This window comes from Bifidobacterium sp. WCA-178-WT-4B, from assembly GCF_009696495.1.
Lineage (GTDB): Bacteria > Actinomycetota > Actinomycetes > Actinomycetales > Bifidobacteriaceae > Bifidobacterium > Bifidobacterium infantis.
The window spans coordinates 56,794-67,877 of record NZ_VULV01000017.1 but is presented as its reverse complement, the minus strand read 5'-3'; the positions used below and the strand labels follow the sequence as shown (position 1 = coordinate 67,877).

The following is an 11,084-nucleotide window of genomic DNA, read 5'->3' as shown; positions in this document are numbered from 1 at the left end:
CCGGACCTTTCCCGAATGGAACTAGAAGCACCATCAGGCTAAGGCCCACGGGTGGTCGGCATGCCTTTCCGCCTAAACCCGAAAAACCTTCGTGACTAAAACCTCAACTTCCTATTGAACAAAAACAACCATCCGTGGTCCGCGCCGTTGCGTCCTCGATGGTCCTCGGCCCATATGCCCTCGATGATCCGGTCCATGTCGACGGCCCGCGGGCCTGCGCCGTCGTCGTGGTCCAGGTCGGCGCGCCATTCGTCGTCCACCCCGGGCCCGGGTTCGGGCCACATGCCCTCGAGCGTGTGGTCTTCGCCCGTGTCGGTCATGGCCGGGTCCATGGTCCATGGGCGTGGGCCCCTCCAGCCGGTCAGGCCCGCGATCCGGTCCATGCCCTTGCGGCCGATGGACCGGGCCAGGTCCACGGTCCACCGGTCCTCGTATGCCATGAGCGTTTCCGGTTCGAGCCGCATGAGCGCCGCCATGCATCTGACCGACCAGTAGCACAGTTCGACCGTCCCGTGGTCGGCTGGGCCGACGGCCTCGTTGCGCCATGCCACCCGCCGGCGCAGTTCGGCGGCCGCCTCGGCGACGTCGTTCCTGGATGCCATCAGGAGCGACTCCTGCGACATGCGGCGTCCGCGTTCCCGTTCCTTCCTCAGCTCCTCCCGGCGCCGGTTCCGGCATGCCCGGTGGATCGACAGCGGCTTCCCGCGGCGCGGGTCCCGCTCCTCCACCGCGAGCCCGCACACCGGGCATGCGGGCGGCTCCTGGATCATGTTCCCATCGTTCATGGCGCCCCCACCCGGCCCGTGTTTCCCGTCCCGTCGATAACGCCGAACCCCGATATCGGACGCCCGGACGGCAAACACCATCAAAAACGTTGCCGTTCCGCCGATAGGCGGCCGCCGTGAGGCGGTGGGTGCAAGAAGTCCATCTCCTTCGGAGATTGCATCGGGATGTGCTTTTTCTTGGGTTTTCTGATGGCGTCGTACCTTGTGGCTGGCTGTGTGGGTTCTTGGTTCTGTCTTCGTTGTTTCTGGTTTCTGTGTCGTGCTTTTTCGTCTGTCTGGGTGCTGGTTTTCATGTCGGGTTTTATTTCGCGTATGTGTCTGTTGTGCCGTTGTTTGTTCGGGGCCGGCTGACGCAGGGAGGCCGGGCATGGCGCCCCCGGCGGGTGCCGGCTCCTGCCGAACGGGGAGACGTCCACGGTCGGGAGCCTGCTCGTCGACTGTCGGGGATGCGGCACCGGTCCCGGGCGCGCCGCGCGATGCGCATGGCTTTGCTCCATGTGCGTTTGGGGAGACCGGCCCGATGGCGGTGGGCTCTCGGGCCATGGACCGCATGAACCGGGTCCACCCGCCGACCTGCCCATATGGTCCTTGGACCGTGGCCCGGTGGACGGGGACGCCATCGTCCGGCCCGGTCCATGGACCAGGGGTGGTCCGCGTGGCCGTCCCCGCATGGGCTTTCGCGTGGATCACGTATTTGGTTGGTCCGCCGAATGGACCGTGGTCCGTCAGGGTGGTCCGCGGGACCATCCCTTGCACGGTCCACGGTCCGTCAGGGTGGTCCGCGATGCCGGCCCTCACATGGGCTTTCGCGTGGGCCGCATGATCGGTCCGGCATGTGGCCCATTGGCCCATTCGCATGATGCGGTCCGGAAGCGCGCAGGGCACGCTGATGGCCCACATGCATCGACGTGGCCCATTCGGCTCCCTGGTCCTCGGTCTCGGACGCTGGCCATGGCCCGCACGACGTGGGCATGATCGTGGACCGGGCCGGATTGGATTGGATGGGTCCACGGTCGATGCCGCCCTCCGTGCCCGATCGGCCCGTCCGGCCGACGGCAAAGGGGGCGGAGCCGTCATCGGACTCCGCCCCCTTTAACGTGTGCCACTATGCCAGGTCCTTTTTTATTCTTCTTGCCGCTTCCTTGTAGACGGTGTTGTCGTCACGAACGGAAACGACGACGACCGTCATGGAATGGACTGTTCTTTCCAGCCGGTAGACGACCCTCAGCCCCTCCCCTCGGAGTTTGACCTTCAGGTATCCGGTGAGGTTGCCGTCGCGCTTGTGCCCCAATGGTTTGCCGTAGCCGCCTTCCGTGAAGGGAAGCGGATTCTGCGCCACCTTGTTGATGGCCTCGTTGACATGGCTTTTGGACGGCTCACGGAGTTTCCTGATGTCCTTCTGCGCCTCCTTGGTGAATTCGATGTTCCAGACCATCATTCGAACTCCGGAACATAGCCGTCATCGACGGGCTTGTAGTCCTTGCCGAACACGTCGTCCATGCCGAGTCTTGTCCCGTCGTCCTTCTTCATTCGTTCCTCGGCTTCGAGGTACAGGGCGAAGTCCTCTTCGGCCTCGGTGAGTCGGCGGTAATCGTCCGGGCTGATGACGATGGCGGCCGGCTTGTTGTTTCGCATGACCACGATGGGGTTGTTGTCCCCCACCCTGCTGAGCGTCTTGCTGACCCCTCCGTGGCTGAGTTCGGACACGGACACGAGGTTGTCCAATGTGATGTTTCCCGCCATTCGCCTTGCTCCAATCGATTCAAAAATAGCTATTATTGTGATGATAATTGTATTCACGTTTTGCTGGTCGGTCAAGGGAGGACAGGGCCCGTCCGGCCCCGCCATCCCATGCCGGTCACTTGGTCGGCGCCCAGGGGTCGATTCCGGTCTGGGGCTTTGGTGTCTGGTATCCGTCGGCGGGGAAGTGTCCGGTGTTGCGTACGTAGTTGACGAGGTCGGCGGTCGCGATGTCCGCCCAGGGGTCGTTTGCGGTGTTGTCGAGGGTCTTGGTGTTCATCTTCGTTTTCCTTTCCGGTTGGTGACGACCGCTCTTTGCCGCGGTGCGCGTCGGGGCGTCAATGGGACGCGCGGGGCCCCGCAGGGGTCGCGTGGACCGTTGACGTCCCGGCGTGCGCCGTGGCATGGTGCGCCAAGGAACCGATCGGGAGGGAAAACGAAGATGGACGCCGGGACCCGGGCCACGTCATCGTCCCGGCTTGGTTGGATGGATGCCGTCTCCATCCCGGTTCGTGGATGGCGTTGTCGTTGACGGCATATGGATGCGGAAGGGCTGGATGATGGGGACGGCTGATGTCGATCGCTTCTCGTACCGGTTTCGTCGGCCCTTCGAGGATGGCGGGCACGTCGACGCCTGTGTCGAACTGTCCGGATCGAGATGGCTGTATGTTTCCACGTCCACGGCTTTGGCCGGCATCCGTCGCCTCGTTGCCGGGGTTCTGGCGAACATGGATTCGGCGTTCGGCCGTCTTTGATGGACGTCACCCGTTCCTGTCTGGAATGTGAAGACGGGGCCTCCGGCTTATGGATGGCCCCGCCCGTTTGTTTCGCTGCGGTTTTCCGATCACTCGTCGTCGGGTATGGTGTCATGGTCGTAGATGCCGACCATGCGGATGGTGCGTTTCGCCTCGCGTCTGAAGTAGACCACGAGCACGTCGTCGTCGAAGGTGTGGAACTCGAAGTGGTTTCCGTCCCCGAACGGGCTGCGCTCGAGCGGGTGGTCGTGCCATCCGCTCTCCTCCACGCGCCCCCTGGCCGCCAGTTCGCAGATCGCCTTCCTTATGGATCGGATGATGGACGCGAACTGTTCGTGGGTGTATTTCTCCTTGAGGGGCAGCGCGGTCCGCCAGAAGTGTGGCGAGGCCTTGACACTCCAGTTCACTGGCCTACCTCCTGTGCGGTGAGGCCTAGTTCCCCGAGCACGTCGTCGGGGATGGTTCGTGCGTCGGTGGCGTCGTCGGCGATCAGCCCGTATTCCTGGGCCTCGGCGAGCAGCATGTCGCGGCGTACGTCCTCGCCGAGTTCGCGTGCGGCCGGGGAGGAGAAGACTCCGTCGAACGGGGTGCGGTTCTCGTGGGCGACCTGGGTGACCATCATCTTCATGGCGGCGGGCGTGGTGATGCCGTTGCGCGCGAAGGCGGCGTCGGCACGCGCTTTGACGTCGTCGGTGACGTTGATCTGGATCAATGCCATGGTAAGCCTCCTTCTCCTTATGTGTTTTCCATATAATATCATAATCTGCTTGGTGTTGATTCGGGAATGATACCGATACCGTTCGTCCATGTCTCGGCCCATGCCGTTTATTTGAATCGTTCCTGGATGGGCCGCAGCGCCCCGGTGGCGGCGAGCAGGAGCGCGGCCTGCGCCTGCCGTCCCGTGCGGATGCCGTCGAGCCGGTATCGGCTTGTCGCCTTCCATATCTCGTTTTCGCGTTTCACGTCGATCAGGAGCATGTCCCGTCGGATCACGGTGCCGTCGATGCTGCGGACGCTCCATGTGCACAGCCAGGCGTGGATGGCGCCGGCCTCGATGGGGCAGCCGGCCCGCTGGCATGCGTCCAGGGTCGTCCTGCTGGGGATGATCTGGCGCGGCTGCGCGCCGATGGGCGGGCGGATCCGCTCGTCCATCGCATCGAACGCCTTCGCCGCTCCTTCCTCGTCGCCGGTGTCGATCCATTCGTCCATGGCATGTCGCCGCATGTTGGCCTCTTCTCCGGGTGAGGGCCGGCCCGGCGTATGTGTGGGCCGGCCTTGGTCGTGTGTGGTCGTCGTCAGATCGCCGGCTGCTGGGGTGCCGCGGGCGCGAACCCGTCGGTGAAGGCGGGCTGCCTGGTTTGGGCTCCCGTGGCGTTCCACGGGTCGCTGGCGGGCGTCGTCGGCTGCTGGGGCTGCGGCTGGGCCATGGGCTGGCTCGGCTGTGGAGTGCGTCCCGCGAACCCGTTGTCGCGCGGCGCCTTGTTGTAGGCGACGGTGCCGGCGCGCAGGCTGACGGCGAGGTCGGTGGCGCGCAGTTCGAGGATGCTTCGTTTCGCTCCCTGCTGGTTCGTGTATTCCCTTTGCACGTAGCTGCCGGTGACGATGACGGGCACGCCTTTCTGCTTGCCGTCGGGTCCGGTCGGCAGCATGCTGTGCTGCAGGTGTTCGGCCAGGTATCCGCTGGCGGCGCAACGGATCCATGTGGTGGCGCCGTCCTCCCATTGGCCGGTCTGCGGGTTCTGGGTGCGGCTGGTCTGGGCGACGTCGAACGTGGCCCATATGCCGCCGTCCTGTCGGGTGTGGAATTCGATGCTGTCGGTGTTTCCGCTGATGGTCAGCGTGATCTGGTTGATGGTCGCCATGATGGTGTTCCTTTCCTTGTGGGTTATGGCTGTTCTGTTTTCGGGAGGCGGCCCGTGCCGTCTTCCGTGTGGGCCACCTGTTGCCGGCGCGATAGCGTCGGTCTGCCTGGCTCATTGGTTGGTGGACAGGTTGATGGTGATGACGGGGTTGGTGATGTCGGGCATGGAGTCGGCTGGCGGCCAGTCGTCGATGCCGGCGGCCTGCATGATGGCGGCGAGGCAGCCGCTGTGGGCGGCGGCGATCTCCCATTGCCAGCATTGCCTGTTGGACAGGGCGATGAGGTGGTCCCACATGGGGTAGCCGTTTTCGTCGAGCGCGGGCCGGCCGGCGTTGAGCAGGCCGATGAGTTTTCTGACCTGGGCGCGCAGGCGTTCGGCTTCGCGTGCGGTGACGGTGTCGACTTGTTGCCAGATGCGGCGGGTGGTCTCGTCGTCGATGCCGTTCGCGGCCTGTTCCCATGCCTGGTTCCTGAGGTCGGCGGCCTCCTGGGTTTCGGCGGGGTCGAGGGTGAGGCTTTTCCTCCAGGTGATGCCCATCTGCCATGCGCCGGAGTCGGTGGCCTGTGTCTGGCTGGTGATGGTGGCCGTTATCCTGTACTGGCTCATGATGGTGTCCTTTCCTGTGTCGTGGATCGTCTGTCCGGCTATCCCCTGTTTTTTCTTTTTGGCCTTTCGGTCAAGCGCAGCGTTACCGGCCAAAGCGGGTTCCGTCCGATCGATCGCGCCGGGCGCAGCCCGTCTGCGTGGCGATTTGACGGGTTCCGCGACGCCGGTATGATCGTTTCGGCTTCAGCCGAAAAGGCCAAAAGGGAAACCTGGGGCCGCGCCCCTTTGGGGGCGTTCCTTTTTCTGATAGGGCTTGCCCGTCCATCGTGTTTCCCGCATGTGTGCGGGAGACCGATGCCGGTCGGGGCCGGCGGTTCGGGCCGGCGCGGGGAGGTCCGGGAGGGGCGCGTGGCCCTTCCCGGCCGCCGGGGGCCGTCCCCGATCGCCTGGTTGGCGCGGGCGGGGACTCCTTGGCCGTGGGTCAGCCGATGGGGTGGACGGGTATCATGAACGTTTTGCCGTCGGGGAGCCTGCAGGGCGCTTCGGGGTCGGCGAACATGGCGGCGTAGCGTCCGATCTGCTCGTCGTCGAGTCCGAGGGGGCCGTCCTGCGGGTGGGGTCCCGTGATGACGAACGTGCCGCGGATGATGATGGGCTTGCCGGCGTCCGCGAGGCGGCTGTCCTGGCTGAGGCGGATGGTGCGGTTCGGCTTGAGGTTCTTGATCGCTCCCTCTTCGTCGCACCAGAGCGTGGTCCGCCGGTCGAGGGGCAATGGTTCGGCGTATCCGCCGATCGTCTTCCCGATGGCCGTGATGCTGAGGTCGATGTCGCGCAGTTCCGGACGGCGCAAAGGTTCGATGACGAGCGTCTTGATGGTGTCCATGATGGTGGTCCTTTCCTTGCAGGGGTTTGCCTGTCCTCCCGCATGGGCGGGAGGACGCTGCTGTTATTCGTCGATGTGGCCGGCGGGGATGGTCCTGCGTTGTGCCGCCCTGCGGCGGCGTTGCGGGGTGTCGATGCTCGGCGGGGTGCGCCGTCTGGTCTTGCGGCCGTATATCTTCCAGTCGATGCCGGCGGCCGTGGCCATGATCGCTATGACGACGACGTTGCCGATGGCTTCGGCGAATTCCGGGCTTGCGAGGTATTGACGGATGAGGTCCATGTGTGGCTCCTTGGTTTGTCCTGGGTTTGTTTCCGGCCTTCCTTGGCCGGCATGTCACGCCGTTTGCCCGCCGATGTAGGCGTCGGCCTCGGCCATGGATGCGCAGTAGCGTCCGTAGCCGGCGTCGACCCAATGGCCTTGGGCCTTGTGGAGCTGGTGCACGTCGTACGGGCGTGCGCCGTCGCCCGTCTCCTCGACGTCGTACCGGTATCCGCCGCGTTCGATGCTTTTGATGATGTTGCGTGCCATGGTGCTTGCTCCCGTCTGGTGGTCCCTTGTTTTTTCTTTTCGACCGGTTGGTCAAGCGCAGCGTTACCGGCCAAAGCGGGTTCCGTCATTAGCGATCGCGCCGGGCGCAGCCCGTTGCGTGGCGCGTTGACGGGTTCCGCGACGCCGGTATGATCCAGAGGCGAAGCCGACCGGCCGAAAAGAAAAAAATGGTCCGGCCCGCCCCTTGGGGCGGGTTCCGTGCGGGGGAATCGTGCCGTGTCCGCGGCGTGGACGCGGACGGGATGCGATGATGGCCCCTTTGGGGGCCTTGCATCCCGGGAGCGGACATGCCGGCGGCGCGGCTCCTTCGTCTGATAGGGCTTCGCCCGTTTCGCCGTCGTCCCGCTTGGCGGGGCGCGGCGTCTGGGTGGGGTCCGGCGGCGTGGGCCGGCCGGGGTTTGCAAAGGGGCGGTGTGAGCCCCTTTGCCCGCCGGGGGCCGTCCCCGTCCGCCTGCCTGATGCGGGCGGGGACTCTTTCGGATGACGGGCCTGCCGTCGGCGTTTTTCTTCTCCGTCATGTGAGGGGGTGGCGGCTGGCGTCCCGGTTCATGAGGTCGCGCAGGTCGTCGAGCGTGTCGAGGCATTGGCGGCGGGTGTTCTCCGGTGTTTCGATGCCGTGGTTGGCGGCGTGGTGGTGCCAGAGGACGGTTTGGGCGAGGCTGGAGGCCTTGTGCGCCACGTCGTCGAGCATTTCGTCGAGCGCTTCGGCCGTCCATTGCTCCCAGTGGGGGTCGTCGTCCGGCGGGGCGGACAGCGCGGCGTCGAGCCGGTCGAGCATGGTTTGTATGGCTTTGGCGTCTTCGAGGAGTTCCGCGATGGTGCCGGGTTGTCCTTTCATCGGGCTCCTGACGAGGGCTCGCACGTGTTCGTCGGGGTCGAATTGTTCGGCGTGTTCGTGCACCGTTTCGGGGATGGGCCGGCCCGAAGGCACGTCTATGATGAGGTCTTCCCCGGCGGGGCTGCTGGTTTCGAGCCATTGCCCGCCGGCGAATCCGGTGTGGAGCGTCCAGCCCTGTTGCTTGGCGGTGGTTTCGATGGTGTTCGCATGCATGGTGTCGTGTCCTTTCCGTCGTGGCGTCCGATGGCGTGTGCCGTCGGACGCCACGGCTGTTTTCTGTCGGTCAGCGCAGGTATGCGGGGTATCGGCCGGATGCGGCCATGGTGGCGACCATGATGGCGAGGCTGGTTTCCGGGTCGTCGTCCAGTGCGGCGAGGGCGGCGAGGGTGGCGGCCTTCCCGTCGCCGTCCCACCATGCGAGGTAGGCGGCGAGGGCGTAGGGTTGGGCGACGGGCCCGCCGTGCTTTCTGGCGCGGTCGGCCATCGCGCACGCCTCCCGCACCGCGCGGGCGAGGCGGGTCTCGTCGGGGCGGATGTGGGGGTCGTCGAACGCGGCGTTGAGCGTTTCGGTCAGCAGCGTCTTGTTGTTGGACGCGTGGGGCCGGGCGGCCATGTCGATGACGGTCGCCGTGTCGAGTTTGGGTTCGACGGCGGCGATGAGTGCGGCGTCCCTGATGGACAGGCGGGCCGTCATGAGCGTGGCGAGGTCGTCGAGCCGTTCCGGGTCCGTATCCTTGCCGTCGAGGGCTCGCATCCATGCCTTGAGCGTGGGTCCGGCGATGGTGCGGACGGCTTCGCCTGCCCCCTGTTCGGTTGCGGCGTGTTTGAGTTCCTCGATGATGTTCCGGGTTGTGGTGGTCATGGTGTTTTCTCCTTTTTGCGTCTTTTGTTTTTTGACCTTCTTCGGTCAGCGGATGCGTACCCCGCTCGAGGCGGTTCCGTCATGAGGCGACGCCCCGCCGTCCTGCGGCGTGTGCGGCGGCGTTGACGGGTTCGCCGACGCGGGTATGCTTCGATGGGCCGAAGAAGGTCAAACCACGTGTTTTTGCCGTGCCCGCCCTTGGCGGGCTCCATGCGGCGGCATGGCCGGCGGGCGCGCGGCGCGGTCGGCCAGGCGCGCGGGCATGGGCCCCCGTAGGGGTCCGTGCGCGTCCGGGCGGCGGCGATCGCGCGGTCCCGCCGGTTCCGTTTCCTTTCGCCGTCGCCCCGCGTCGCGGGGTGCGGCGCCTGGGTGGGCTCCGGCGGCCGGGGGCCGGCCCGGTTTCCAAAGGGCGGTTTGAGCCCTTTGGCCTGCCGGGGGCCGTCGCCGCCCGCCCGGCGCGGGCGGCGACTCTCGTCAGCGGCGCGGTGGCGTGTAGTCGAGCGTCGTCGCGTATCCGCTGTCGGCCATCTCCTCGATGGCGGTTTCGTATCCGGCTTCGAGTCCCTGCCGGTACGCCTCCTCCCACAGGTCGTATCCGATGAGGCCGTCCGTGTCCCAGTTGGTGTTGCTGACTTCGATGGCCCCGGTGCGGCCCGGGATGGTCTCGTGGTCGGCGGTGAGCCATTCGAGCCTGCCGTTTTGGTCGATGAGCGCGAACCTGCCTTGGCTTCCGTCCGTGAGGTCGGCCTGTCCGGCGTGCCATGCGAGTATCGCGTTGCGGCTGTCGGACGCGTGTCGGCCGCGCGTGTACGAGTGGGCGATGCCGTTGTGGGCGATGAAGCCGGTGCGGTCGCCTTTGCGGAAGCGGAACGGGTGCGTGTTCCCGGTGCACACCCTGCCGTGGGTGGCGAGCCGGAAGTGCAGGAGGAACGGGGAGGTTTCGAGGCTCTGCCAGTGGTCCATGATGAACGCGAGCGTCTTCATGTTGTCTTCGTTGCGGTAGCGGTGGAGGCGTTGGCCGTCGTGCCATGCGATGCCCGCCCCGTCGGGGTTGGCGTCGCTCATCCGGGCGAGCTGGGTGAGGCTTGGCATGGTGTCCGCTTGGCTGGTGACGATGACGCACATCAGATTCGTCCCCTTCCCGCCGTCGTGGCGTTCGTGTCGTTGATGGCCTGTGTGGCGGCGACGCGGCTCATGGCTTGGATGTCGCGGGTCTTGAGCTTGGGGACGGGGAACTTCTGGAAGAACCGCCACATGGCGTGCATGTAATGGACGGCGGCGTCGAGTCTTCCGGAGGTGTCGTGGTGCCACGGGCCGAACGTTCGGAATTCGATGGTGTGGCGGTGCATGTCGTTGATGGCGGTGTCCTTGCCGCAGTAGTCGCCGTGGATGAGCTCGCACCAGCGGGTGTCGGTCATGTGGCGCATGTTCAGCGCCTCGCATTGGGTCTCGTCGAGCGCTTCCAGCGCCCAGTACCAGCGGGCCGGGGTCTGCCGGCCGGTGCGGCTGATGTGCATGTGCCCGCCCGACAGCGTGTTGTCGGTGTCGGTGGCGATGCGTTCGACGAGTCGGCGGATTTCCGTGAGCTGGCTCATGGTCATGGGTTCGCTCTGGTATTCGAGGGAGCCGTCGTGGTGGAGGCTGCCGTCCGGGCACCAGCCGGCGATGAGCCTGTGGTTCCTGAGCATGTCGGTGTCGTGGTTGCCGTCCACTTCGATTTCCAGTCCGAAGGTGAACGGCTCGCGGACGGGCCGTCCCTCGTACGGGTCCCGGTAGCAGGGGTCCTGCGTGTTCGCGCAGGCGTGCCGTTCGTAGCAGTAGGGGCAGTAGCGTTCGTCGCACTGCTCGCAGTATTCCTGGCAGTCCGAGCACAGGCGGTCGTCGCACATGCGGCACCGGTACCCGCAGTTCTCGCACAGGATGTGCTCGCAGTGCTCGCAGCAGTATGCGCAGTCCCCGCACATCCGCGAACCGCATTCGTTGCATGTGCGCGCGCAGTCGTCGCATACAGTGTTGCCGCACCCGCATTCGACGGTTTTTGTCCCCGCGCAGTCCCCGCATAGCCATCCGTCGCAGTCGTGGCACCGTACGGCGCACTCCCCCGACTGGCGTTCGCAGTGCCCGCACCGACGGTCGTCCCTTTGGATGTCATGGTTGTTTCCGGTCATTTGTCACGCTCCTATGTCGTCTTGTCTTCCGGACGGTGCGCGGCGGGACCGGATGGCCGCGGCGCGGCGCAAGCCGCGTGGCCGGTCGGCCCGGTG

The 11,084-nt window shown here is 65.8% G+C and carries 17 protein-coding genes; 1 reads left to right on the top strand and 16 read right to left on the bottom strand.

Annotated elements, in window-relative coordinates; genetic code table 11:
• Positions 1 to 95 precede the first annotated feature (95 nt).
• The 4 genes from FYJ31_RS11305 to FYJ31_RS12545 form a co-directional block, all read right to left on the bottom strand.
• A complete protein-coding gene (locus tag FYJ31_RS11305) occupies positions 96 to 785 on the bottom strand; it encodes a hypothetical protein (RefSeq protein ID WP_154536702.1) in 690 nt (229 codons plus the stop codon).
• Between the two features lie 1,105 nt (positions 786 to 1,890).
• The gene (locus FYJ31_RS11300) at positions 1,891 to 2,223 is read right to left on the bottom strand and encodes a type II toxin-antitoxin system RelE family toxin (RefSeq protein WP_065472234.1); all 333 of its coding nucleotides are present in this window, start codon (positions 2,221 to 2,223) and stop codon (positions 1,891 to 1,893) included.
• Complete coding sequence (locus tag FYJ31_RS11295; RefSeq protein ID WP_065472233.1) at positions 2,220 to 2,528, bottom strand: type II toxin-antitoxin system Phd/YefM family antitoxin; 309 nt, start codon at positions 2,526 to 2,528, stop codon at positions 2,220 to 2,222. Before FYJ31_RS11295 ends, FYJ31_RS11300 begins: the two co-directional genes overlap by 4 nt.
• Positions 2,529 to 2,643: 115 nt before the next feature.
• The gene (locus FYJ31_RS12545; RefSeq protein WP_165500143.1) at positions 2,644 to 2,805 is read right to left on the bottom strand and encodes a hypothetical protein; all 162 of its coding nucleotides are present in this window, start codon (positions 2,803 to 2,805) and stop codon (positions 2,644 to 2,646) included.
• 262 nt (positions 2,806 to 3,067) lie between these two features.
• On the opposite strand from FYJ31_RS12545, the gene FYJ31_RS11290 reads away from it, so the two are divergent.
• A complete protein-coding gene (locus FYJ31_RS11290) occupies positions 3,068 to 3,280 on the top strand; it encodes an antitoxin HicB (RefSeq protein WP_229774099.1) in 213 nt (70 codons plus the stop codon).
• Positions 3,281 to 3,369: 89 nt separating this feature from the next.
• Here the strand turns inward: FYJ31_RS11290 and FYJ31_RS11285 are convergent, their stop codons facing one another.
• The 12 genes from FYJ31_RS11285 to FYJ31_RS11230 all read right to left on the bottom strand — a co-directional run bounded on the left by FYJ31_RS11285 (position 3,370) and on the right by FYJ31_RS11230 (position 10,988).
• Entirely contained in the window at positions 3,370 to 3,687 is a 318-nt protein-coding gene (locus tag FYJ31_RS11285) for a hypothetical protein (RefSeq protein WP_065445055.1), read from the bottom strand.
• Entirely contained in the window at positions 3,684 to 3,998 is a 315-nt protein-coding gene (locus tag FYJ31_RS11280; protein ID WP_229774097.1) for a type II toxin-antitoxin system RelB/DinJ family antitoxin, read from the bottom strand. The genes FYJ31_RS11285 and FYJ31_RS11280 overlap by 4 nt, the downstream gene beginning before the upstream one ends.
• Positions 3,999 to 4,105: 107 nt before the next feature.
• Positions 4,106 to 4,504, bottom strand: a complete 399-nt coding sequence (locus tag FYJ31_RS11275; RefSeq protein ID WP_032684614.1) for a hypothetical protein — start codon at positions 4,502 to 4,504, stop codon at positions 4,106 to 4,108.
• A 71-nt stretch (positions 4,505 to 4,575) separates the two neighbouring features.
• The gene (locus FYJ31_RS11270) at positions 4,576 to 5,142 is read right to left on the bottom strand and encodes a single-stranded DNA-binding protein (protein ID WP_154536700.1); all 567 of its coding nucleotides are present in this window, start codon (positions 5,140 to 5,142) and stop codon (positions 4,576 to 4,578) included.
• Positions 5,143 to 5,253: 111 nt separating this feature from the next.
• A complete protein-coding gene (locus FYJ31_RS11265) occupies positions 5,254 to 5,841 on the bottom strand; it encodes a hypothetical protein (RefSeq protein WP_007051957.1) in 588 nt (195 codons plus the stop codon).
• Between the two features lie 328 nt (positions 5,842 to 6,169).
• On the bottom strand, positions 6,170 to 6,571 hold the full coding sequence (locus tag FYJ31_RS11260; RefSeq protein WP_154536699.1) for a DUF3846 domain-containing protein: 402 nt from the start codon (positions 6,569 to 6,571) through the stop codon (positions 6,170 to 6,172).
• Positions 6,572 to 6,634: 63 nt separating this feature from the next.
• Complete coding sequence (locus FYJ31_RS11255; protein WP_007051955.1) at positions 6,635 to 6,850, bottom strand: hypothetical protein; 216 nt, start codon at positions 6,848 to 6,850, stop codon at positions 6,635 to 6,637.
• A gap of 54 nt (positions 6,851 to 6,904) precedes the next feature.
• Positions 6,905 to 7,099, bottom strand: a complete 195-nt coding sequence (locus tag FYJ31_RS11250) for a hypothetical protein (protein ID WP_007051954.1) — start codon at positions 7,097 to 7,099, stop codon at positions 6,905 to 6,907.
• Positions 7,100 to 7,634: 535 nt separating this feature from the next.
• The gene (locus FYJ31_RS11245) at positions 7,635 to 8,171 is read right to left on the bottom strand and encodes a hypothetical protein (RefSeq protein WP_154536698.1); all 537 of its coding nucleotides are present in this window, start codon (positions 8,169 to 8,171) and stop codon (positions 7,635 to 7,637) included.
• 70 nt (positions 8,172 to 8,241) lie between these two features.
• Positions 8,242 to 8,820, bottom strand: a complete 579-nt coding sequence (locus tag FYJ31_RS11240; RefSeq protein WP_154536697.1) for a DUF4192 family protein — start codon at positions 8,818 to 8,820, stop codon at positions 8,242 to 8,244.
• A 474-nt stretch (positions 8,821 to 9,294) separates the two neighbouring features.
• Entirely contained in the window at positions 9,295 to 9,945 is a 651-nt protein-coding gene (locus FYJ31_RS11235; protein WP_154536696.1) for a class II glutamine amidotransferase, read from the bottom strand.
• Positions 9,945 to 10,988, bottom strand: coding sequence for a hypothetical protein (locus FYJ31_RS11230; protein ID WP_229774095.1), 1,044 nt, complete (start codon positions 10,986 to 10,988; stop codon positions 9,945 to 9,947). Before FYJ31_RS11230 ends, FYJ31_RS11235 begins: the two co-directional genes overlap by 1 nt.
• Positions 10,989 to 11,084: the final 96 nt, after the last annotated feature.